The organism is Microvirga sesbaniae, from assembly GCF_025460805.1.
Lineage (GTDB): Bacteria > Pseudomonadota > Alphaproteobacteria > Rhizobiales > Beijerinckiaceae > Microvirga > Microvirga sesbaniae.
The window spans coordinates 158824-182976 of sequence record NZ_JAMXFJ010000009.1; the positions used below are offsets into that span (position 1 = coordinate 158824).

Here is a 24153-nt window from a genome sequence, read left to right on the forward strand (position 1 = left end):
TGTGATCCTCGAGCGGCCGAGCCGTGCCGCAACGGGACGCACAGGACAATCGCGAGCTGACCGCCCTCCGGCCCGACCGGACGAGAGCACCAGAAGTCGGCCGCCCATGGGAAACGCTTGTGAGCCTGCACCCGGCTCCGGGAAGGACGTGACGGAATGACGAGTTCGGCGGCGCCAGCACACACCCCATCGAGCCGATCGTCCGCACGCGCCATCGTGGGGTACCTGCGGCACGTCTTCACCCAGCCCGAACGCCTTCTCGGCATCCTGCTCGCCGTTGTGCTGGGGGCGCTGGTCCTCGTGCCGCTGTTCGAGCTGGTCCGGGAGACCCTCACCGTTCAGCCCTATGACCGCGCCTATCTGCCCAAGGCTCAGCCGGGCGAGTTCACGCTCTTCCATTATGAGCGCGTCTTCGCCGGTCGCCTCTCCTGGGCGATCTTCTACAAACCCTTCTTCAACTCGCTGGTCACGGCCTGTGCCGCCACCGCCATCTGCCTGGCCTTCGGCGCCGGTCTCGCCTGGCTGATCGTGCGCACGAACATTCCGTTCCGGAATTTTCTGCACACGCTGGTGATGATCCCGTACATGCTCCCGTCCTGGGTGATGGCGCTGGCCTGGATCACGTTCTTCAAGAACGACCGCATCGGCGGAGCGTCAGGTGCCTTTGCATACTTCTTCGGCGTGCAGCCGCCGGACTGGATCGCCTATGGCCCGATCCCGATCGTCATCTGTCTGTCGCTCCACTATTACGTCTACTCCTATCTCTCGGTGTCGAGCTCGATCACGAGCGTCGACAGCCAGCTCGAGGAGGCCGGGGCCATGGCGGGCCTCTCGCGCCTCAAGCAGTTCCTGTGGATCACCGCGCCGCTCCTGTTGCCCGCTATCGGATCCGCGGTCGTGATGACCTTCATCCGTGTGGTCGGATCGTTCGGCACGCCCGCGGTGCTCGGCATGCCGGTGCGCTATTTCGTGCTGCCGACGCAGATCTATGCCGCCATGGGGACGCGCAACGCGGGCGACGGCTTCCTGCTTGCGCTCGTGCTCGTGGTCCTCGCCTGCCTGTTCATCTTCATCAACCAGCGTCTCATCGGTGTCCGCAAGAGCTTCGTGACCCTCTCCGGCAAGGGCTTCCGCAGCAAGGAGATCGATCTCGGGCGCTGGCGCTGGCCGCTCTTCATCCTTGTCATGCTGCTCATGACGGCAGCCGTCGCCTTCCCGCTTGTCCTGCTGGTCCTTCAGTCGCTGATCAAGACGGCAGGCAACTACAGCCTCGGCAACCTGACCCTGCATTACTGGACCGGCCAGGGAGGCGAGGGCGTCGACCAACTCCAGGCTGCCCTGGTCGACAACGGCAACATCCTCGATGCGACCTGGAATAGCCTCAAGCTGGCGTTCCTCACCGCCATGACGACCGGCGTCTTCGGCTTCCTCATCGGCTATGTCGTCGTCAGGACCCGCGGCTCGCTGACCTCGCGCGCCCTGGAGACGGTGGCCTTCCTGCCGTATATCTTCCCGGCCTTGGCCTTCGGGGCGATCTATATCGGCATGTTCGCCCGTCCGTTCGGGCCGATCCCGGCCCTCTACGGCACCTTCGCGCTGCTCGTCCTGATCTGCTCGGTCAAGACGCTGCCGTTTACGTCCCGCACGGGCATCGCGGCGCTCCTGCAGATCGACAAGTCGCTGGAGGAGGCGGCCCGCGTCCAGGGCATCGGCTGGTTCCGCCGCATGGTGCGGATCATCGTGCCCATCGCCGCCGGCGGGCTTCTCTCCGGCATGCTGCTGAGCTTCATCAGCATCATGCGCGAGCTGTCGCTCATCATCCTGCTCGTCACGCCGTCGACCAACGTGCTCGCCGGCGTCATCTACAACTACCAGAACCAGGACATGCCCCAACTCGTCGGCGTCGCCACCGTGCTGCTCGTCGCCATCGTGATTGCGGTCAACCTGGCCGTCCGCGCCTTGTCGACGAAGGCGAGGATCGGGGCGGCCTGACCAATCCATCCAGGTCGACACAACGAGAAACGAAGGAGGAAGCCCATCATGACACCGACTTTCCGCAGTGCCAAAGCCTGGCTCGCGGCCGGAGCCCTGACCTTTGCCCTCGCAGCGCCGGCCATGGCGCAGCAGCCCGACCCCAAGTGGGACGCCTGGCTCCAGAAAAGCCAGCTCGGCCCCTATCAGAAGAACGAGAACTGGGACGAGGTGATTGCCGGCGCGAAGAAGGAGGGCGAGGTCGTCGTCTATTCCTCATCGGGCACGATGTTGAAGGTGGCGGAGGACTTCGCGAAGCTCTATCCAGAGATCAAGGTCAAGGCCTATGACCTCGGCTCCGAGAAGACCATTGAGAAGGTCGTGCGCGAGCACCAGGCCGGCGTGTACGCGGCCGACGTGATCTACTCGGGCGGCACCGAGCAGATGGTGTTCGACCTGCTTCCCAACCAACACATCGTCAATTACGTGCCGTCGTACCTGGTCGACAGGATTCCCGCCGAACACCGGGAGCCGCTGCTGACGCATGTGATCGAAGCCTACGGTGTTCTGTACAACTCAGAGACCTACCCGGAGCCGCCGATCAAGAGCATCTGGCAACTCACCGAACCGCAATGGAAGGGCCGCTTCTCCATGAAGTCGCCGGCCGGTTCGCTAACCACCCTGATGATGCTCGCTGCCATCGTCGAGCACTCCGACGAGATGCAGAAGGCGTACGAGAATCACTATGGCAAGAAGCTCGAGCTCTCGCCCGGCATCGAGAACGCAGGCTACGAGTTCCTGCACCGGCTGATCGGCAACGACATCGTCATCTCCGACAACAGCTCGAAGATCGCGACAGCCGTCGGGCTGCGCGGCCAGGCCAAGCCCCCGATGGCGTTCTCGGTGATCCACTACCTGACCAAGAACCAGTCCGACAACTACGCGAATGCGATCCCCTACGACCTGCAGCCCGCGGCGTTGTTCTCGTATCCGACCTATGTGGCGGTTGCCGGACAGGCGCCGCATCCGAATGCCGCGAAGCTCTTCGTGTCGTTCCTCATGGGCAGCAAGGAGCTGAACAGCAGTTCGGAGCTGAAGGCGCCGTTCCGGTCCGGAAAGTCCCTGGACCTGCTGCAGGGCATGGCCGCCTTTTACCAGGTCGGCACCTTCTCACCGCGCACGGACGTGCCGCCGCCGCCTTACAGCGAGATGTGGCCGAAGGCCAACAAGCTCACCGCGTCGCCCGCGTTCGTGAAGGACAACATCGCGAAGATCAGCGACTTCTGGATGGCCGAGACGAGCCGGTAACCTGACCTGAATGGCTTCCGCACGAGAGAGTGCCCATGTCTGAAATCACCCTCAGAAACATCACCAAGTCGTACGGAAGCCATCTGGCCCTTCCGAGCCTCGACATCGACATCCCGAAGGGCAGCTTCGTGACCCTGCTCGGGCCATCGGGCTGCGGCAAGACCACGACCCTGCGCGTCATCGCCGGCCTGGAGCAGGCGACCACGGGCGAGGTCGTGCTCGGCGGGAAGACGGTCTACTCCAGCCGGACCGGAATCTTCGTTCCGCCCGAGCGGCGCGGCCTCGGCTTCATCTTCCAGAGCTACGCTCTGTGGCCCAACATGAAGGTCGACCGCAACATCACCCTGGCTTTGTCGGAGGCCAGGCAGCCCGCGCGAGTGGTCAAGGAGCGCCTTGCGGAGGCGCTCGCGAAGGTCCAGCTGACCGGGCTTGCGGACCGCTATCCGTCCGAGCTGTCGGGCGGTCAGCAGCAGCGGGTGGCCGTGGCCCGCCTGATTGCGGCCCGCAACGCGATCCTGCTCATGGACGAGCCGCTGTCCAACCTTGACGCGAAACTCCGGACGGAGATGCGCACGGAGCTGAAGCGCCTGCACCGCGAGTTGCAGGCGACCACGGTCTACGTCACGCACGATCAGGTCGAGGCACTGACCATGTCGGACAGCATCGTGGTGATGAAGGACGGCGTCATCCAGCAGCAGGGCTCGCCCTACGAGATCTATCACAACCCCGCCAACCTCTTCGTCGCCGAGTTCATCGGCGATCCCAGGATCAACCTCCTGGACGGAACCTTGGCGACCGCCGGGGGCGAGCGGGCCGTGCGCTTCCAGGATGCGGCCATTCCCGCGCCGACCGGCCTGCGGGGCCCGGATGGCCCGGTGACGTTCGCGATCCGCCCGGAGAACATCACGATCGTCGAGCGGCAGGGCCCGTTCAGCCTGCAGGCCGAGGTCGACATCGTCCAGCCCACCGGATCGCAGACGATCATCTCGCTCACGGTCAAAGGCCACCGGGTCACGGCGCTCATTCCCCGCTTCGAGACCTCGCTCCCGAAGAAAACCATCTGGGTCGAGTTCCCGCCCGACCAGATCATATTCTTCGATAAGGGCAGCGGAAATCGGCTCCCGTCGGCCCCACCCGCTGTCGGAGCCTCCCACGCGGCCTGAAGGCGACGGTCGGCTGCCGGTCGAACAGGCAGAACGCTCAACCCTGTGGCACGCCATTCCCGATGAGCGTGCCGCAACAGCCATACCACGAAGATCAGGATCAAAGTTTCGATGGTGACCCAGTTCAACTTTCCACGCCCTCCGATGAGCCTCATCGTCGAGGATCTCCCGCCGTTCGGGGTGAAGCTTTTCGTCGGGGACGCCAATGCGGCGTCGGACAAGGCCTTGCTCAAGAGCAACGACATCGCCATCGTGGTGAACTGCGCCGTCAACCTCGATATCGACTATACGGCCGGGGTCGGAGCCTCCGACATCGCGTCGCCGCACGGGCCGGTCCGAAACTACAAGCTGGGTCTCATCGACGATGCAGGCAACCCGGACACGATGCTGCTGGCCGGCTACTACCTGCTCGATGGCGCCCTGCATCAGCAGCTGCCCGACCGCCGCACCTATCCTCACCGTCGCCGTGGGAACGTGCTGCTGCACTGCCGCGGCGGGCGCAGCCGGTCCGTGATCCTGGCGGCCCTGTACATCCACATCCAGATGCCTGACCGGTTCCTGACCCTCGAGGCCGCCATCGATCACCTGCGCGTCACGCGCGAGCTTCATCCTGATGAATGGATGGAGACACCAAAGCCGATGCTGATCGAAGCCGCCCGCCATGCCGCTGCGTGGATCCGGCGGATCGAGCGCGAGAAGCATCCGGCACGAGAGCCCGTTTCCTCCAGCCAGTAAGCAGGACAAACCTTCATGCCCGTCTCCACCATAGCCAGGGTCGCGGATCCCGTCTCGTTGTCCGCAGCGGAGAAATCCGACCTCAGATTGTCTGTCGCGTCCGCTGTGGCGCGGGAGGCGGGGGCCCTGGCCCGCCGCCGGTTCAACGGACGCCCCGGAACGACCGGCATCAACCTCAAGGGACATCAGGACTATCTCTCGGCGGTGGATGCCGAGGTCGAGAGCTTGGTGCGCAGCCGGCTGCTGGAGAGCTTTCCCGAGGATTCCTTCTTCGGCGAAGAGGGCGGGGGATCGTTCGATCACAATGTCTGGGTGGTCGATCCGATCGATGGCACGGCGAACTTCGTGCGCGGGATCTCGCAATTCTGCATCTCCATCGCCTATGTCCGCGATGGCCAGACCCGGATCGGGATCATTTATGATCCCATGCACGATGAACTGTTCTCGGCCGAGCGGGGCCGGGGTGCGACGCTGAACGGCGAGCCGATCCGTGTCAGCGGGCTGGGCGACATGCAGTCCGCCACCATCGAGGCCGGCTGGTCGACCCGGCTTCCGCTCAGCCAGTACGTCGATCTCGTCGGCCGGATCCTGGCGGCCGGGGCGGGCGTTCGTCGCGGAGGGTCGGGCGCCCTGGCCCTGGCCTCCGTGGCGGCGGGCCGGATCGACGGCTATTGCGAGTTGCACATGAACTCGTGGGATGCCCTGGCCGGGATGCTGTTGATCGAGGAGGCGGGCGGCTGGGTGAATGACTTTCTCACCGGTTCAGGACTGCGCGACGGCAACATCGTACTCGGCTGCACGTCCGGTCTGAGGGACCCGCTCGTCCGGCTGATGGGAATGGCCTGACCGCACTCAAGTGTTCGATCCTGGAGCGCGACGGATCCTGATCCCGGGTTGTCGCGGCGGGGCTTGCGCTCCCGGGAATTGTGAAAGCGATTGCCCATGCTGTTCTCAACCCATCATGCCGGCCTCGTGGAGCAGCTGCTCCGCGCAGCGGCCCGGTCGGAGATCATGCCCCGCTTCCGGAACCTGTCGGCGCATGAGGTTCGGCAGAAGTCGTCGGCCATGGATCTTGTGACGGATGCCGATGTGGCTGCCGAGCGGATGATCGCCAGAGAGTTGGGGCGGGCCTTTCCGCATGCTGTCCTGATTGGCGAAGAGGCCACGGAGTGCGACCCGTCTCTGCTGAACAGGCTGGCGGACGCGGACCTTGCCTTCCTGATCGATCCGGTGGACGGCACCAAGAATTTCGCCTCGGGTCTCCCGTTGTTCGGGGTGATGGCGGCGGCCGTTGTGCGAGGGGAGGTCGTTGCCGGTTGGATCCATGACCCGGTTGGGAACGACACGGCGATGGCCATCCGCGGGGAGGGGGCCTGGATCAAGCATCCCGATGGCAGACGAACCGATCTTCGGGTTGCGTCTTCGGTCGCGATCGAAGAAATGTCAGGGTGCGCCTCCTGGCACCATATGCCGGAGCCCATGCGGTCCGCCGTGGCGGCGAACCTCCCGGGTTTCGGGGCCGTTGCCTGTTATCGCTGCGCGGCGCACGAGTATCGGATGGCCGCCGCCGGACATTGCCACTTCCTTCTCCACGGGAAGCTGATGCCGTGGGATCATGCGGCAGGCTGGCTGCTCCATCGGGAGGCCGGCGGCTACGCCGCGCGGTTTGACGGAGCGCCTTATCGCCCCACCCTCCATGATGGGGGCATCCTATGCGCTCCCGATGCAGAGAGCTGGCGGACGATTCACGAGAGGCTCTTTGGCCTCTCTGCAATGTCGCTCGCGAGCCCTTTCGGGGCTGGGCGGTAAGCGCGCGTGAGCTATTTACTCCTGTGCGCCACTGCCCGCACGCGGGCCGTCGGCAGCACGGGAGGACAATCATGAGACGACTCGTCAGTGTTGCGGCCTTGCTGGCCGCTTCAGGGAGCATTGCGTACGCTCAGAACACCCTGCCTCAAACCAACGACGCCTACTTCCGCGCAGCTCAGTCCGCGCTCCAGGAGCGCTTGCGCGTGACGCCGAACACCAATCGCGCCAAGAACGTGATCCTGTTCGTGGGCGACGGTATGGGCATCTCCACGGTTACCGCGGGCCGCATCTACGAGGGGCAGAAGCGCGGCGTCGATGGCGAGTCGAACTCGCTGACCATGGAAAAGCTGCCTTTTGCGGCTCTCTCGAAGACCTACACCCATGACGCGCAGGTGGCCGATTCCGCCCCGACCGCCGTGGCCATGGTAACGGGCGTGAAAACGCGCAACGACGTGATCGGCGTGAACAGCGAGGTCGAGGTCGGCGACTGTGCCGGGTCCAAGGGCAAGGAGGTGCTGAGCCTGGCGGCCATGGCCGAGCGGGCCGGGCAGGCGACCGGCGTCATCTCCACCGCCCGCATCACCCATGCCACGCCGGCCTCCATGTACGCCCATACACCTCACCGCGACTGGGAAGGTGACGCCAACATGACGCCGGAGGCCATGGCGGCCGGATGCAAGGACATCGCCCAGCAGCTTGCCGCCTGGTCCCAAGGCGACGGCTTCGAGGTGATCTTCGGCGGCGGACGCGACCGCTTCCTCCCGGAGACCGTGAACGACCCCGAGGACACGGACAAGAAGGGCTCGCGCAAGGATGGGCGCAACCTCGTCCAGGAATGGCAGAACCGTTACTCCAACAGCGGCGTGTTTCTTTGGAACAAGGAGCAGTTCGACAAGCTCGATGGAAAGACCCCTCATGTGATGGGCCTCTTCGAGCGCTCGCACATGCGCTACGAGGCGGACCGTCTCAAGGACAATGGCGGCGAGCCGTCCCTGGCGGAACTCACGGTGAAGGGCATCGACATCCTGAGCCAGAACCCGAGCGGGTTCTTCCTCATGGTCGAGGGCGGGCGCATCGATCACGCGCACCATGACGGCAATGCGTACCGCTCGCTCGAGGACATGGTCGCCTTCGACAATGCCATCAAGGCAGCGCTGCAAAAGGTGAACCTCGATGAGACGCTCGTGATCGTGACGGCAGACCACAGCCATACGCTGACGATCAGTGGATATCCGAAGCGCGGCAACCCGATCCTGGAGACCATCGTCGAGCCGGACGGCAAGCCGAAGCTCGGCAAGGATGGCAAGCCGTTCACGACACTCGGCTACGCCAACGGCCCGGGCGCCGTGAAAGCGAATGAACCACGTCCGACGCCAGCTGACACCACCGCGCCGGATTACAAGCAGCAGTCCCTGGTCCCGCTCGACAGCGAGACCCACGGCGGCGAGGACGTCGCGATCTTTGCCGGCGGCCCCTGGGCTCACCTCTTCGCCGGCGTGGTGGAACAGAACTACATCTACCACGTGATCGATCATGCCACGAAGTTGGGTGAACGCTCAGGCCTGCGTGCAGCCGCTCAGTAGAAGCTCTCGCGGGTGGGCCGGACCCGGCCCATCCGCCCCGCAGATCCATATGTCCTTGAGCCGACCGATATGCCCTGGAACGAATGCCGGATTTCCGCCGGCATCGGATCAACTGACCTTCGTGAGGCCACGCCCGAAGGCTCGTTCAACCCAGAGCCGCCCCCAGAGCAAGGATGCATTCGAACACAGTAACAAGCCAAGAGAGGTTCGCCCGCTCAATATGTCACAGGACCATCAAGCCTGCTTCGTGCCTGAATATATACCTTGACTCGACATGCCGCAGCAGTAAGCCTCGTTGACCATTCAACACGGCAGTGAATCCAGGCGAGAAGACCTGGGTCGGCTCAAACTCCACCTTATGCGAGCAGGGCAGCTATGGCGACAGGCACCTTCCAGGGCGGCGAAGCCGCGCACAGAACGGTGCGGCAGCGCGGTCGAGCGCCGGACCATGAACCAGTGGTCCTTCCGGATTACGGACTACCGGGACCGTCTGATCACTGGCCTGGACAGGATCGACATGCCTGATTCCACCAAGCGGATGCAGCGGGCGTGGCTGGCCGATCTGAGGGACTGGTGCGTCTCGCGGCAGCGGACATGGGGGTGCCCAATCCCGGTCGAGGGTGAGACGGACACCCTGGACACGTTCGTCGACTCCTCATTCTACTACCTGCGCTACCTGACCGACAGCGACACCGAGTTCCTGCCGGAAGGCTGCTACCAGCCCGTCGATCTGTATGTCGGCGGGGCCGAGCACGCCTGCATGCACCTGATCTACACCCGGTTCATCCACATGGTGCTGTTCGACTTAGGTGTCGTCCCACGGGAGGAGCCATTCAGGAAGGTGATCCATCAGGGCGTCATCAGGAAGGACGGAGCGAAGATGTCGAAGTCCAAGGGGAATGCCGTCAGCCCTGACGACTACGATCCCGACGAGCTGCGGCTGTACCTGATGTTCATCGGTCCCTATTTCGAGGGTGGGGAGTGGTCGGACGAGCACATCACCGGGCAGCGCCGGTTCCTGTCCCGGATGCGGCGGTGGCTGGAAAGCCGGGGCTCCGACCGGATCGATCTTTCGGCCTTCAAGGATCAGGTCGACCATGACACACGGGCCTTCAAGTTCAACAAGGTCGTGAGCGGGTTCATGGAGTTCTACAACCGCCACAAGCACCTGCGACCGGACGAGGACACGGCCCGACGGATCGAGGAGGTGCTGCGCGTCTTCGCGCCGGGATTCCGGTCATGCACACACTAGAGCCTCGGACGTGACCCAGAGGGCCGCGTCAGCGACCCGAAGGGCCCCACGATGCGCTCGGTGGGCTTCCGACCGGGATCACCGGGACAAGCCCGGTGATGACGTGGCGGTTGATCGTTCGGTTCGCGTCACCCTCCTCACGTCATGGCCGGCCTTGTGCCGGCCATCCCGATGGGAAGAGCGCCGCGCCTCACCGTGTCGGGATCACCGGAACGAGCCCGGTGATGACGTGGAGGGTGACCATGGCAGCGGCGCGACCTGGGCGGTGCTGGAGGCCCCCGACATTTTGGGTTTGACAGCAAATCGGGTAGATGCTCTTCATGCGAGCATCCGCTCAAGGTTGTTGCTGTCCCATGCCCGTCCAGAGATCGCCCTTCGACCTCGTCATCCTCGATTGCGACGGCGTGCTCGTCGACAGTGAGGTCATCAGCTGCCGGACTCTGGTCGATATTCTCTCTCCTCTCGACCCGGGCTACGATCTGCAGACGGTGATGCGCCGCTATCTCGGGCGCCCCTCGAGTGTCGTCGTCGAGGATTACGAGAGAATGACAGGCCGCCCGGCCTCGGGCGACTTCACGGAGGGCTGGCGGGCCCGCCTGTTTGCCGCATTCGCGCGCGAGCTTCAGCCGGTGGAAGGAGTGCGCGGCGCGGTCGAGGCCTTCGCGAGCGACTATTGCGTAGCCTCGTCAAGCGACGAGGAGCGCATCGAGATCTGCCTCCGGAAAGTTGGGTTATGGGATCTCTTCGAGGGGCGGATCTTCAGCACGACCCGCGTGCCGCGCGGCAAGCCGGCGCCCGACCTGTTCCTGCTGGCCGCCAGGGAGCGCGGCGTGGCGCCGGAGCGCTGCCTTGTGATCGAGGACAGCGTCAGCGGCGTCATGGCGGCGAAGGCGGCTGGTATGACAGCCTATGGCCTCGCCGCCGGCAGCCATTTCGCAGTTCTGGACCAGAGACAGGCGCTCCTGGACGCCGGAGCCGACAAGGTGCTCGAATCCTGGCGGGAACTGGCACCGATGCCTGCAACCGGTTGAGCGTCCGATGGCCGAGAACGACAGCACCCGCCTCGACGACGCCGCCCGGGCCGGCTGGCTCTACTATATTGCCGGCCGCACGCAGGACGACATCGCCCAGATCCTGAACATCTCGCGCCCGGCGGCGCAGCGCCTCGTCTCGCTCTGCCGCAGCGAGGGGCTGATCAGCTTCCGCATGAACCACCCGATCAGCACCTGCATGGAGCTCGCAGCGCGGCTGCGCGACCGCTTCGAGCTGCTGCATTGCGACGTTGCCCCGTCCGACGGCTCGGCGGAGACCGGCGCGGCCGGCGTCGCCGCGCTCGGCGGCGTGCTGATCGAGCGCTGGCTGCGCTCACGCCAATCGCTGGTCATGGCCTTGGGCACCGGCCGTTCCATGCGGGCCAGCATCGAGCGCGTTCCGCCCATGTCCTGCCCGCTGCATCGGCTCGTCTCGCTGGTCGGGACCATCTCGCCCGATGGCTCGGCCAGCCCCTTCGACACGCTGGTCAAGCTCGCCGAAATTACCCGGGCGCAGTATTTTCCAATGCCGCTGCCCCTTTATGTGTCGAGCCCCGAAGAGCGCGCTCAGCTCATCCAGATCGAGTCGATCAGGCGCATCCGCGCCATCGCCAGCGAGGCCGATCTCTGGGTGATGGGCATCAGCCAGATCGGCGAGGATGCAGTGCTATATCGGGACGGATTCATGACGCGCGGCGAGCTGCTCGACATGGTTCGCCACGGCGCCGTCGGTGAGGTGACCGGCTGGGTCTTCGATGCCGAAGGCCGATTCCTCGACCGCGGCACCAACCTGCGCGTGACCAGCGTGCCGCCCGAGTCCGGAAGCGCCCGGCGGCGCATCTGCATCGGCCAGGGCCCGGCCAAGGTCGCGCCCCTGCGCGCCGCGCTGAGAGGGAGAATCGTCAACGGCCTCGTCACCGACGAGGACACGGCCCGGGCCCTCCTGGCGGACTAGCGCACCGTGCGGACCCAGCGGGCCACGCGAGCAACCCGAAGGGCCGCGTCAGCGACCCGAAGGGCCACGTCAGTGAAAAGTGGACCCGGCTTTTCGCGCCGAACGGTGCGCCACTGAGGGAATTGAGCATCCGCTCACACCACCCTTGACGTCATCACCGGGCTCGTCCCGGTGATCCCGGTCGGAAGAGCGCCGCGCTTCAAACCATCGGGATGGCCGGGACAGGCCCGGCCATGACGTGGGGAGGGTGGCAGGAAGGGCGGAGGGTGCCATGACGTGAGAGGGTGTTCGCACCGCCTCACACATACACCACGTCATCACCAGGTTCGTCCCGGTGATCCCGCTTCCGAGAGGCGCCGCGCCTCACCGGATCGGGATGGCCGGCGAGAGGCGGGTAATGACTGGCCGGCCATGACGTGGGAAGGTGGCAGGACCGGACCACACACGCACCACGTCGTCACCAGGTTCGTCCCGGTGAACGCGATCGAAAGACCGCCGCGCGCATCGTGCGGACGAAAAGCGGGCCGCCCCGATCGATGCGCTGCTTCAGGATGCTCCAACGCGCTGATCCGCCTTGCCCCATTGCCCTCCAGGCCCAAGCAGGCCCAGCCGTCATCGACCCGTCATCAACGGTTGACATAACAAGCCAGTGTGCGAGCATATGCTTCAATAAAGAGCATATGCTCACACAACCTAATGAGGGAGGGCTTTACATGCGATCTTTCTACGGTGCTTTGGCGGGTGCGGGCGCAATGCTGCTAGCGGGGCTTTCTCCCGCGCGGGCGGCGACTGAAATCGAGTTCTGGCACGCCATGAGCGGCGCGCTCGGCGAGCGTGTCGAGGAACTCGTCAAGAAGTTCAACGACTCCCAGAAGGAATACGTCGTCAAGGCGATCGGCAAGGGCACCTATGACGAGGTGCTGAACGGCACGATTGCGGCTTATCGCGCCAAGCGCCAGCCCGAGATCGTGCAGTCGAACGAGCGCTCTTTCCTGACGATGGTCAATTCCGGCGCCATCGTTCCCACGAGCGATCTGATGGCACAGGAGGGCCACCCGATCGACGCCTCGCAGTTCATCGCTCCGGTCGTCAGTTACTACGCGATCGACGGCAAGCTCCAGGCGATGCCGTTCAACTCCTCGACTCCGATCCTGTTCTACAATCGCGACCACTTCAAAGCCGCCGGATTCGACAAGCCCGGCGCGACCTGGCAGGAGCTCGAGCCGCAGCTCGACGCGATCAAGGCCAAGGGGGTGTCGAAATGCGCGATGGTGCTCCCCGGCGACTACGAGTGGAGCTTCCTCGAGAATTACAGCGCGGTGAACGACATCCCGTATGCAACCAAGCGCAACGGCATGGATGGTCTGGACACCAGCTACGTTTTCAACAAGGGCAAGCTCGTCGATCAGGTCGAGCGCATGAAGCGGCTGGTCTCGTCCGGTGTGATGCAGCTCGCCGGCCAGGGCATCATTCCAATCCAGCTCTTCACCTCGGGCGAATGCTCGACGATCATCGCCTCCACCGCCTCGCACGCCGCGGTCGTCGCCGCCGCGAAATTCGACTGGAGCGCGGCCGAGCTGCCCTATGAGCAGGGTGTCACCCCGAAGAACAGCGTCATCGGCGGCGCGGCGCTCTGGACACTGAAGGGGCATTCGCCGGAGAAGTACAAGGCGGTCGCGGCCTTCTACGATTTCCTCGCCAAAACCGACACGCAGGTCTGGTGGCATCAGGCAACGGGTTATGTGCCGGTCACGACCGCAGCGTATGAAGCGGCCAAGGCGCAAGGCTACTACCAGAAGAACCCGACGCGCGAGATCGCCGTGCTGCAGCTGATGCGCGGCACGCCCAGCGACAACTCGCTCGGCTTCCGCATCGGCAACAGTAACCAGATCAACGTCGCGATCATGGAAGAGGTCTCGGCCGCCTTCCTCGGCAAGAAGCCGGTGCAGCAGGCGCTTGACGACGCCGTGGCTCGCGGCAACGAGGCGCTACGCCGCTACGAGCAGCTCAATGCCGGCAAGAAATAGCACGGCTGCTCTCCCCGGCACGGCCGGCGGCGGCGCTTTGCGCCTCCGCTGGCCACTGAGGCGCCTTTTCCTCAGGAGCGCCGACGATGCACAGTCCGAAAGCGGGCTGAAGCGTGCGCATTTCCGGGAATGGCGCCTGCCCATCTGGCTGCTGGCGCCGCAGCTCTTCATCCTGCTGCTGTTCTTCTTCATCCCGTCGGTCCGGGCTCTGATCCAGGCCTTCCAGCTGACCGACCCTTTCGGCGCCACGACGCAATGGGTCGGGTTCGAGAATTTCGAACGACTGTTCCGCAGCGGAGTCTACTGGTCCTCGGCGCAGGTCACGCTGATCTTCACCATCGCCCAGAACGTGCTGACGCTGTCGATCGCGCTGCTGCTCGCTTTCGCCTCGAACCATATCCTGCGGGGCCGCAGCGCCTACCGGACCGTGCTGCTGCTGCCCTACGCGATCGCCCCCGCTATCGCGGGCATCATGCTCGCCTTCCTGTTCAACCCCCGGGTCGGCCCCATTGCCCACACCCTGCAGGGGCTCGGGCTGGATTGGGATCCGAACCGCAATTCCTGGCATGCGCTCGCCCTGATCGTCATGGCGGCCTCCTGGAAGCACATCTGCTACAACTACATCTTCCTCGTCGCGGCGCTGCTCTCGGTGCCCCAGTCGATCCTCGAATCCGCCTATCTCGACGGCGCGGGGCCGATCCAGCGCTTCTTGCGCATCTCGTTGCCGATGGTCACGCCGACCCTGTTCTTCTTGATCGTGATCAACTTCGTCTACGGGCTGTTCGAGACCTTCGCCATCGTCGACGCCACCACCCGTGGCGGCCCGGCCGGCGCGACCTCCATCCTGGTCTACAAGGTCTATCTGGACGGATTCGTCACGCTCGACCTCGGTTCCTCCGCCGCGCAATCCGTCGTGCTGATGGTGCTCGCGCTGCTTCTGACCATCGCCCAGTTCCGCTACGTGGAACGCCGCGTCAATTACAGCGTCTAGGCCGACGATGAACGAACATACGCCGATCCTCGATGCCGTCTGCCACCTCATCCTGCTGGTCGGCGCGGCGCTCGTCTGCCTGCCGATCTATTTCGTCTTCGTCACCGGCTCGCTCTCGCAGGCGGAGATCATGCGCGTGCCGATGTCCTGGCTCCCCGGCAGCCAGTTCTTCGCCAATATGCGGACCGTGTTGAGCAATGCCGATTTCGGGCGGCTGCTCCTCAACTCCTTCATCATCGCCACGGGCATCACGGTCGGAAAGCTGGCCGTTTCGGTGATCGCGGCCTTCGCCGTCACCTATTTCCGCTTTCCCTTCCGGATGACGGCCTTCTGGCTGATCTTCATGTCGCTGATGCTACCGATCGAGGTGCGCATCGTGCCAACCTACGAGTCGGCGGCGAACGTCGCTCTGCCGCTCAACATCCTCGGCTCCTGGCTCGGCATTCAGGCATTGATCGATCTCGACTGGAATCTGGTCAACACCTATTCAGGGCTGATCCTGCCGCTGATCGCCTCCGCCACGGCGACCTTCCTCTTCCGCCAGTTTTTCCTCACCGTTCCCGACGAGCTCTGCGAGGCGGCGCGCATCGACGGAGCAAGCCCGTGGCAGTTCTTTCGATTGATCCTCCTGCCCCTGTCGCGATCGAACGTCGTGGCGCTGGCGATCATCCTCTTCCTGATGGGCTGGAACCAGTATCTCTGGCCGCTGTTGCTCACCACCGATCCGGCGATGGCCAATGCGGTGATCGGGCTGAAGAAGCTGATGCCGCGGCCGGATTCGCTGCCGACATGGCATTTGCTGATGAATGCGGCTTTCCTCACCATGCTGCCGCCCACCATCGTCATCCTTCTCCTTCAGCGCTGGTTCGTGAAGGGACTGGTCGACAGCGGCAAGTAGTGACCAACAGACCGAAGCGGGGCACCCTTCCATGCGAATCATCGGACATCGCGGCGCGCGCAATATCTGGGCGGAGAACAGCCTCGGCGGCTTCCGCAATGTCTGCGGCCTGAAGGTCGATGCGGTCGAGCTCGACGTGCATCTGTCGAGCGACGGCGAGATCATGGTGATCCACGACCCGCTGCTCGACCGTACGACGGACCACAAGGGACCTGTCGGTCACCTGTCGCGGGACGCCCTCGCCAAGGTGAGGCTCGACGACACCCTGGGGGAGACGATCCCGACGCTGCCGGACGTCCTCGACGTCTTCGGCCCCACCGGAATCGAGCTTGAGATCGAGATGAAGATGGATGCCTTCGGCAATCCCTATCCGGGCCTGCTCGAAAAGGTCATCGCGCTCGTCGAAGCCCGCGGCTTGTCGTCTCGCGTGGTCCTGACCTGCTTCGTCCCGGAGGTCATCGAGGAGATCCGCGCCAAGGCGCCGGGCATGCGCCGGCTCGCTTCGGTCGACCGCCGCTCCTGCGAAGCCTTCGGCGGCGTCGACCGGACCCTGCGGCGATTCGTCGATCTCGGGTGCATCGTCGCCGTCGAGCAATCGCTGCTTCGGCTGGCGATCGACCGCGCGGTCGAGATCGTCGGGCGGGACAAGCTTGGCGCCTGGGTCCCGAACACGGTCCGCGAACTCGATTACTGGTTCAGTCAGCCGATCTCGCAGATCACGAGCGATCGCCCCGATCTTGCGCTGCAGGTGCGCACACAGCACGGGTGAGGCACGGGCCGCTCGGGTCAGCCATGGGCAAGGATCTCTCGGGGATCGGAATGCCTCTCCTGCGAGTGCTTTCCCTGTCAGGCGAGGCCGGCCTTCAAAAGCTTGGAGCATCGGGCGTGAAACATGGCCCCAGGTTTGGGATCGGATTCGATGCTCACATCCTGAAGCGGCTCTTCCTTCGGGGCGGACCCGAAGGGTCACGTCGGCGACCCGGAGGGTCCGCACGATGCGCTCTGCGTTGTTCCGATCGCGTTCACCGGGACGAGCCCGGTGATGACGTGGAGAGGTGGTCTGGGCCGGTGACAACACCCTCCCAGGTCATGGTACCCTCGGCCCTTCCCACCCCCCTCTCACGTCATGGCCGGCCTTGTGCCGGCCATCCCGATTGTTTGAAGCGCTGCCGGTGCCGACATCGATTCCGGGGACATGGCTTGCCATGGCCGTTCAATCGTCCAGACAGGGGTCTGAGGGGCGACGCCCTGCGCCGGCGCGCATCACAGGTCGTTGCTCTGCGGCAGGATGACGAGATCGCGAATGGTGACGTTCCGAGGCCTCGTCAGCATGAACAGGACGGCTTCGGCCACTTCAACCGGCTGCATCAGGCCGCCTGCCGCCAGCTCCGACTCGAGCTTCTCCTTCGGCCAGTCCTTGATGAGGGCCGTGACCACGGGTCCGGGTGCGACGGCGCCGACGCGCAGGCCGTGCGGGGCAACCTGCCGCCGGACCGTGTGCACGAAGGCCTGTACGGCATGCTTGGAGGCGGTGTAGATCGGCTCCCAGACGACGGGAACGAGCCCGGCGATGGAGCTCGTCACGATGATGTCGCCGGTCTTGCGCTCCACCATGTGCGGAAGCACCGCATGGATGGAGCGGAAAGCGGCATTGATGTTGAGGCTCAGCATGCGATCCCAGGCATCCGGATCACCCTTGAGAATCTCCCCGCCGATATAGGAGCCGGCATTGGCGTGAAAGATGTCGAGCTGGCCCGCCTGCTCGAGGATCTGCGGCATCATGCGCGAGACGCTCGCTGGATCGGTCAGGTCGACGCGCAGGGGGAGGGCCTGCGGGCCCAGTTCGGCGCAGACGGTCTTCAACGCTTCCTCGTCGCGGTCGACCAGCACGACCCGTGCGCCTTCGGAGAGGAGGATCCGGGCACATTCGAGGCCGATGCCGGAGGCCGCTCCGGTGATGGCGGCAACTTTGCCGGAGAGTTTCTCACCCATGGTTTTTCCTTCGTCTTGGTTTCAGGCCCGGCCGTGAGATACGCGCGAGCGGCGCGCCAAGGAGTCGACGATGACCGCGATGGCCAACACGGCGCCGGTGATCATGTACCGGAGCGATGAGGAGAGATCGAGGAGCGTCAGCCCACTTGCGATCGACTGGATGACGATGATGCCGAGCAGGGCCGAATAAGCGCTGCCGCGGCCGCCGAACAGGCTGGTTCCCCCGATGACGGCGGCCGCGATGGCGTTCAGATTGACGTCGCCGGTGCCCGCCTGCTGGCTCGCGGAGGCGAGGCGCGCGGCGGAGAGAATGCCTCCGGCCGCGGCGAGACCCGAGCAGAGCATGAACGCGGTCATGTAGATGAAGCGCACATTGATGCCCGCGCGGCGCGCGGCCTCGCGATTGCCGCCGACGGCCAGCATCTGGCGGCCCCATTTCGTGCGCGTGAGGGCATAGTTCATGACCACGACGAGGCCCACGAAGAGGCCGAACATCCAGGGGATGCCGCGGTCGAGGTTGAGGTAATAAACGACGAGTTCGAGAACGACCGTGACCAGCACGCAGCGCAGGAGCAGGCTGGTCAGCGGCTGAGGCGACAATCCTGCTTCGCGCCTCCGGGCCGCAATGCGGTGGCCCAGCACGAACATCACGATCCCGGGGAGAGCCGCAAGGGCGTAGGACACGGGATCCGGCATCACAAGCAGCTGGCCGAAATTCACCAGGGGCGCTTCATAGGGCAGGTTGATCGAGCCGGTGGAGCCGAGCAGGTAGAGCTGCAGGCCCAGGATGGACAGAAGGCCCGCGAGGGTCACCACGAAGCTCGGCATGCCGAAGCGGTTGAACAGGACCGCATAGAGCGCGCCGATCAGAACGCCGAAGACGAGCGCCGCCAGAATGGCGATCGCGACGGGCCAGCCCTGGTTGACCCACAGCACGCCGATGAGCGCGGATGCGAAGCCGCTGACCGATCCCACCGACAGATCGATTTCGCCCACGATCAGGATGCACACGATTCCGAGCGCGATCACGCCGACCGTCGAGCAGTCGAACAGGAGATTGACGAGATTGTTCGGCGCCAGGAACACGGGATTGAGACTTTGAAAGACCGTCCAGATGATCGCCAGGCCGACCACCACCGGAAGCGACCCGAGATCGCCGGAGCGGATCCTGTCCCAAAAGGCGCGGGCTGAGCCACCGATGCCTTCCGCGTGCTTCACGCGCTCGTCCCTGCGGTCGATAAGCGGGGCGGCCTGCGCGTTCTGCTCTGCACCCTTGGTCATGGGCGTTCCTCCGGTGCCGGGCCTTGCGCTTGGCGTCGGCTGGCGCGGCGCGAGACCGAGTTGTTCGCCGCGCCCGTGATGGCGCTGACGAGTTCCTGGTTCGACGCATCGGGCTCGAAGACGCCGTTGTTGCGACCGAGCCTGAGCACGGCGATGCGGTCCGCGACGGCGCGCACGTCCTCCATGTTGTGGCTGATCATGATGACCCCGAGTCCACGGTCGCGGACGCGCTCGATCAGGTCGAGCACCTCGGCCGTCTGCGCGACGCCCAGGGCGGCCGTGGGCTCGTCCAGCAGAATGAGCTTGGGCTCGAGCAGCAGCGAGCGCGCGATGGCGACGGTCTGGCGCTGGCCGCCCGAGAGAGAGGCCACGGGCTCGCGCACGCTGGGGATGCGCGCGGACAATTCGTTGAGCAGGGTCCAAGCCTTCAGCTCCATGGACACTTCGTCGAGCCGGTAGGGGCTGAGCTCGCGGCCAAGGAAGATGTTGGCGACCACATCGAGGTTTTCGCACAGGGCGAGATCCTGAAACACGGTCGCGATCCCGAGGGCGAGCGCCGCGCTGGGATCCGGGAGTGTCACCGGCTTGCCGCGGAAGGTGATCGATCCGGAGCTCGGCTGGTGCACTCCCGCCAGGATCTTGACGAGCGTCGACTTGCCCGCGCCGTTGTCGCCGACAAGGGCCACGACCTCACCCGCATGCACGTCCAGGTCGATGTCGGTCAAAGCCGAAACGGCACCGAAATGCTTCGAGATGCCGCGCAGGCTGAGCACTGGTTCGCGCGTGTCGCGCTGCTCCTGGGTTCTGTCCATTCTTCCTCGACTCCGCAGGCGACGTGCCGGCGCCACGCGTGACGTCCGGCTGCCGGTCGGGCAGCCGGACGGATTTCGCCGTTTACTGGATGATGCCCAGCTTCTTGCAGCCATCCGCATAGCGGCCCGAGCAGAGCTGCTCGGCTGAATTGATTTTCTTGTCGATGATCTCCGCCTTCAGGTTCTCCGCCGTGATGACGGCAGGCACGAACAGCCTGGACGGCGTGTTGAACAGCATCGTGTCGGCTTTCGGCGCTTCGCCGCCCAGGAGTTGAAGGGCCACATTCGCGGCGGCGGCCGCTACGATCTCGCTCGGCTTGGAGATCGTGTTGTACTGATCGCCGGCGATGATCAGCTGCAAGGCCGCGATCGTCGCGTCGTTGCCGGTGACGGGCGGAACCGGGTTCATGCCGGCAGCCTTGAACGCCGCGATGGCGCCGCCGGCCGTGCCGTCATTGGCCGCCACCACGCCGAGGATGTTCTTGTTGAAGCGGGTGATCTGGCCGCTGGCCCATTGCTGCGCCTTCGGGGGTGCCCATTCCGGCGTGTCGAATTCCGCCAGTATCGGGTAGCCGCTGTTGTCGAGGCCCTCGTGGATGCCCTTCTTGATCAGGCCCGCGGCCGCGTCGGTCGGCGAGCCGTTGATCTGCAGGACGCCCATGCCGCCCCCGACGGTGACATTGGATTTCTTCAGGTGCTGCACCAGCGAATCCGCGATGGACTTGCCGATGGCCTGATTGTCGAACGAGACGTAGAAATCGGCCTTCGCATCGGGGATCGGGCGATCATAGGCGATCACCTTGATGCCCTGGCCCTGCGCTTGCTTCACGAGCGAGGCGGCCGCGGCGGAATCGACCGGGTCGAGCACGATCACCTTCGCACCCTGCGAGATCGCGGAGTTGAACTGCTGCTGCTGGCGCGACACGTTCGCATCGGCATTCTGATAGATGACCTTGCAGGTCGGGCAGAGCTTCTCCATCTCGGCCTTGAAGCCGGGGAAGTCGTGCTCTTCATAGCGGGTCGAGGCCTGATCGGGCATCAGGAAGGCCACCGTGGTGTTGGTCACCTTCGCGTTCTGGGCCATGGCAGCGCCGGTTCCGGCGAGCAGGGACAGAGTCAGCGCCGCAAGGCTGCCGAGTTTCCATGAAGACTTGATCATTCGTTTCTCTCCCATTCGTCCTTGTTGTCGGGCGGGCGGACCGCCTGTCTCGTGGACAGGACCGTGCCGCTCCCCGGTGCGCCCTCAGCGGAGCACTTCGTCCCGCGGGCCCTCGTGCGCGGCCCGGCCGTTCACTCGTGGATCGAGGTGGTATTGTCTGGCGCCTCCCTGAGAAGACTTGGTCGTCTTGTCCTTCTTGGCCGCGTGGCCGTTGTCGAGCAGAAGGCGCCGGAACCGGGAGGGCGTCATGCCCTTCTCGGCCAAGAATTGTCTGTTGAAATTGGACACATTATTGTAGCCGACCTCGTAGCAGATGCCGGTGATCGAGGCCTGCTCGTCACTCATCAGGATCTGGCACGCGAGATTGATCCGCAGCCGCTTGACGTACTGCACCAGGGACATGCCCGTGTGCTGGCGAAAGGCGCGCGAGAAACCGCTTGTCGATTGGCCGGCAATCGCCGCGAGTTTCGCCTCGCCGAAGGGCTGTGTCAGGTTCTCGCGGATAAAGGCGAGCGCCCTGTTGATCCCGACGGACATGTACCCCGACGGGTCAGGCAGGTAGCTGGCGCTGGCCAGCATCCGCGATCCTTTCGCGCGGCTCAGCAATCCGGCGATCGACATGAACAATTCAATGCGGCGCACGCCCTGTGCGCCCATCATCTCGACCATCAGGGGGGCAATCTCATGGCTCGTCTCCCGGCTGAAGAGAACGCCGCGCCGGGAGGATTCCAGGACCGGCGACAGCGCCGCGAGTTCAGGCAGCGCCGTCGTGGCTCCGCTGATGAAGCACTCGCTGAACTGGATGATGCGGCAGCGGAGGGGAACGACCATGTTCTTCGGAACATCGCTCACCCAATTGTGCGGAAGGTTCGGTCCGGTGAGCACCAGATTGCCGGGCTCGAATTCCCCGATGAAGTCGCCGACGAAATAGCGCCCCTTGGTGGCAGCCACCTGATGCAGTTCGTATTCGGGATGAAAGTGCCAGCGCACCGTGCGGTAGGGATAGCCGTGCGACCAGGCGGCGAACGACTCGCCAGGCCTTATCTGAACGACTTCGAGATCCGGCTCCATGTCCGTTTCCTCCAGGGCGATGCGGATGGCCGCAGCGCCCTTCGCTCCCAGCCGGCCGACTTTGTCTCGGCTCTTGCTGGCACTCACGGTAATCTCCGGGATCGGCACGTGCCAGCACGTTTTTAAGGTCTCGCCGATACTTTTTTGACATCCGGCGACGAAGGTCTCATCGCTATGGATGCAGCATCCTTTTCCGGAATGCCGGGCGGCCCGTGTTCCTCCTGTCGTGCTGGCCTCGCCTGAGGCAGCCGGCCGGGTCCATCGTGACCCGCGTGACCGCCCAGGATGGGCCGATCTCTGCGTGTCTGTTATGATGTTTCATTGAGGCCGTCGCGCCCCGGCAGACCAAGAACGACCTCCGTCCCGGATCGGGATCATCACGGACCGCAGAGGAATCGTCGTGGCGCGTCGCCGCGACGCCGCGCATCACCTGCGCACACCACCTTTGGGGAGCGCCCAAGGCCCCGCCTGTGTACGGCCGCAGGAACCTGATCGCCGTCGGCTCCCACCCTGAACGAGCATCGGTGAGCAGCCGCAATCATCCATCGAGCGGGTGCAGAGGATCGCATCCTCAGCCGCGGCGACCCTGTTCGGGAGGCCCCATCGGTCAAGATGGGAAGGTCTCGTCATGGCACGGGGCCGACGAAAGCCGAACGTCCGCAGTCACAGGGCAAGCAGACCTTCCGAGACGAGGTTCTTTCGAATGAGGCTGATCCCAGATTGACCCTGGCCGGGCGTTCTCCTCTAGCCGCTGGAGACCTCTTCTTCGGAATCCGCCCATGAAACAGATTTACGGCTGTCCCGCCGGACCCGACATTGGGAAGGCTCTCCTTCTTATCCAGCCGAGTTTGGCAGGGTTGCTTGTTTTACCCTGCGGCGGGAACTAACATGTTAATCGATCCAGGTTCGCAACAGAGGAACCAGATCTGGGAAGAACGCCGTCCTAGGAGGATTATATGGCACGCGCCGCTCGCCTGTCTGCACTCGCTTTTTCCGGCCTACTGCTCTCGTCTGTTGCGTCCCTTGCAGCTCCCAAGTCCGTCTCGGGTCCAGGGCCGGATCCGAGCTGCTTCAAGCCATGGAGTGCCCAGACCAAGTACATGCAATGGGACAAGAAGCCCGGCCCCTATCGCATCGCCGTGGTGAACGGCTTCGTTGGCAATACCTGGCGCATCCAGATGATCCAGACCGCCAAGGCTTATGCCGAGCAGCCTGGCATGAAGGACAAGATCAAGGAGCTGAAGGTCGTCTCGACCGGCACCGATGTCGCCGCGCAGCTCGGGGCCATCGAAGACTTCATCAACCAGGGCTACGATGCCATCATCACCATCGCAGTGGCGCCCGAGGGTTTCGATCGCGTGATCCGTCTGGCTGATCGCAACAATGTCGTGATCGTGCCCTTCGACAACGTGCTCGACACGGACAAGGTCATGCAGGTCAATGAAGACCAGCTCGAAATCGGACGCCTCTCGGCGCGGCATCTCCTTAAGGAGCTGGGTCAGAAACGCGACGGCAAGATCCTCGAAGTGCGGGGCTTGCCCGGCAACTCCGTGGACCGCGACCGCCATCTCGGCTTCCGCGAAGTGATGGAGAAAGAAGGCAAGTTCCAGATCGTTGAGGTGGTGGGCAACTGGGACGATGGCACGGCCCAGAAGGCGACCGCCGATGCGCTCGCCGTACACGGCAAGTTCGAGGCCGTGTTCACACAGGGCGGCTCCACGGGATCCGTGCGCGCCATGATGGACGCAAAGCATCCCTTCGTGCCGATGGCGGGCGAGGGCGAGAACGGCTACCGCAAGCTCATCGCACAGCATGCGGGCGAAGGACTGAAAGGGTTCTCCTACAGCCAGTCGCCGGGTCTCGTCGCCATTTCCATGAAGGCCGCGATCTCGGCGCTCGAAGGCAACCCGATGCCTCAGCTCATCTCGGTGCCGATCCCGGCCGTCGACTACACGACCCTCAAGGACAACGTGAACTACTGGTCGAACCTCTCCGATAACTTCTTCGCAGCCAACGAATTTCCGGCCTGCGGCGTCAACGTGACGGCACCGGAGATCATGGCGAAGGACGCCAAGAACACGCAGTAAGAGGCACGCGGTTGAGGCACATCGGATC

The 24153-nt window shown here is 64.5% G+C and carries 19 protein-coding genes and 1 pseudogene; 15 read left to right on the top strand and 5 right to left on the bottom strand.

Annotation, left to right across the window (positions count from 1 at the left end; genetic code table 11):
• The first annotated feature begins 156 nt into the window (after positions 1-156).
• The 14 genes from OCW50_RS14860 (at position 157) to OCW50_RS14925 (ending at position 16492) form a co-directional block, all read left to right on the top strand.
• Positions 157-1992 (top strand): ABC transporter permease, encoded by a 1836-nt coding sequence (locus OCW50_RS14860; RefSeq protein ID WP_262298097.1) that lies wholly within the window; start codon positions 157-159, stop codon positions 1990-1992.
• A gap of 48 nt (positions 1993-2040) precedes the next feature.
• Positions 2041-3279 carry an ABC transporter substrate-binding protein gene (locus tag OCW50_RS14865; protein WP_262298098.1) on the top strand — a complete coding sequence of 413 codons (1239 nt, stop codon included), beginning with the start codon at positions 2041-2043 and terminating at the stop codon, positions 3277-3279.
• 35 nt (positions 3280-3314) lie between these two features.
• A complete protein-coding gene (locus OCW50_RS14870) occupies positions 3315-4442 on the top strand; it encodes an ABC transporter ATP-binding protein (protein WP_262269662.1) in 1128 nt (375 codons plus the stop codon).
• A 111-nt stretch (positions 4443-4553) separates the two neighbouring features.
• Entirely contained in the window at positions 4554-5177 is a 624-nt protein-coding gene (locus tag OCW50_RS14875; protein WP_262298099.1) for a dual specificity protein phosphatase family protein, read from the top strand.
• A gap of 15 nt (positions 5178-5192) precedes the next feature.
• Positions 5193-6023, top strand: coding sequence for an inositol monophosphatase family protein (locus OCW50_RS14880; RefSeq protein ID WP_262298100.1), 831 nt, complete (start codon positions 5193-5195; stop codon positions 6021-6023).
• A 96-nt stretch (positions 6024-6119) separates the two neighbouring features.
• Entirely contained in the window at positions 6120-6986 is an 867-nt protein-coding gene (locus tag OCW50_RS14885; RefSeq protein ID WP_262298101.1) for an inositol monophosphatase family protein, read from the top strand.
• A 71-nt stretch (positions 6987-7057) separates the two neighbouring features.
• Entirely contained in the window at positions 7058-8569 is a 1512-nt protein-coding gene (locus tag OCW50_RS14890; protein ID WP_262298102.1) for an alkaline phosphatase family protein, read from the top strand.
• A gap of 358 nt (positions 8570-8927) precedes the next feature.
• On the top strand, positions 8928-9821 hold the full coding sequence (locus OCW50_RS14895) for a class I tRNA ligase family protein (RefSeq protein WP_262298103.1): 894 nt from the start codon (positions 8928-8930) through the stop codon (positions 9819-9821).
• A gap of 353 nt (positions 9822-10174) precedes the next feature.
• The gene (locus OCW50_RS14900) at positions 10175-10852 is read left to right on the top strand and encodes an HAD family hydrolase (protein ID WP_262298104.1); all 678 of its coding nucleotides are present in this window, start codon (positions 10175-10177) and stop codon (positions 10850-10852) included.
• Positions 10853-10859: 7 nt separating this feature from the next.
• Positions 10860-11807 (top strand): sugar-binding transcriptional regulator, encoded by a 948-nt coding sequence (locus tag OCW50_RS14905; RefSeq protein ID WP_262298105.1) that lies wholly within the window; start codon positions 10860-10862, stop codon positions 11805-11807.
• A 713-nt stretch (positions 11808-12520) separates the two neighbouring features.
• Positions 12521-13834 (top strand): extracellular solute-binding protein, encoded by a 1314-nt coding sequence (locus tag OCW50_RS14910; protein WP_262298106.1) that lies wholly within the window; start codon positions 12521-12523, stop codon positions 13832-13834.
• Entirely contained in the window at positions 13818-14825 is a 1008-nt protein-coding gene (locus tag OCW50_RS14915; RefSeq protein WP_262298107.1) for an ABC transporter permease subunit, read from the top strand. Before OCW50_RS14910 ends, OCW50_RS14915 begins: the two co-directional genes overlap by 17 nt.
• A 7-nt stretch (positions 14826-14832) precedes the next feature.
• Entirely contained in the window at positions 14833-15723 is an 891-nt protein-coding gene (locus OCW50_RS14920) for an ABC transporter permease subunit (protein ID WP_262298108.1), read from the top strand.
• 31 nt (positions 15724-15754) lie between these two features.
• Positions 15755-16492, top strand: coding sequence for a glycerophosphodiester phosphodiesterase family protein (locus OCW50_RS14925; protein ID WP_262298109.1), 738 nt, complete (start codon positions 15755-15757; stop codon positions 16490-16492).
• A 494-nt stretch (positions 16493-16986) separates the two neighbouring features.
• Here OCW50_RS14925 and OCW50_RS14930 read toward each other — a convergent pair whose 3' ends face one another.
• The 5 genes and pseudogenes from OCW50_RS14930 to OCW50_RS14950 form a co-directional block, all read right to left on the bottom strand.
• A complete protein-coding gene (locus OCW50_RS14930) occupies positions 16987-17715 on the bottom strand; it encodes an SDR family oxidoreductase (protein WP_262269678.1) in 729 nt (242 codons plus the stop codon).
• A 21-nt stretch (positions 17716-17736) separates the two neighbouring features.
• The gene (locus OCW50_RS14935) at positions 17737-18996 is read right to left on the bottom strand and encodes a sugar ABC transporter permease (protein WP_262298110.1); all 1260 of its coding nucleotides are present in this window, start codon (positions 18994-18996) and stop codon (positions 17737-17739) included.
• Entirely contained in the window at positions 18993-19808 is an 816-nt protein-coding gene (locus OCW50_RS14940; RefSeq protein ID WP_262298111.1) for an ATP-binding cassette domain-containing protein, read from the bottom strand. Before OCW50_RS14940 ends, OCW50_RS14935 begins: the two co-directional genes overlap by 4 nt.
• Before the next feature lie 82 nt (positions 19809-19890).
• The gene (locus OCW50_RS14945; protein ID WP_262298112.1) at positions 19891-20967 is read right to left on the bottom strand and encodes an ABC transporter substrate-binding protein; all 1077 of its coding nucleotides are present in this window, start codon (positions 20965-20967) and stop codon (positions 19891-19893) included.
• A gap of 195 nt (positions 20968-21162) precedes the next feature.
• Positions 21163-22038, bottom strand: a pseudogene (locus tag OCW50_RS14950) (AraC family transcriptional regulator); the annotation flags it as partial.
• A 956-nt stretch (positions 22039-22994) separates the two neighbouring features.
• On the opposite strand from OCW50_RS14950, the gene OCW50_RS14955 reads away from it, so the two are divergent.
• On the top strand, positions 22995-24125 hold the full coding sequence (locus OCW50_RS14955; protein ID WP_262269682.1) for a sugar ABC transporter substrate-binding protein: 1131 nt from the start codon (positions 22995-22997) through the stop codon (positions 24123-24125).
• Positions 24126-24153 lie beyond the last annotated feature (28 nt).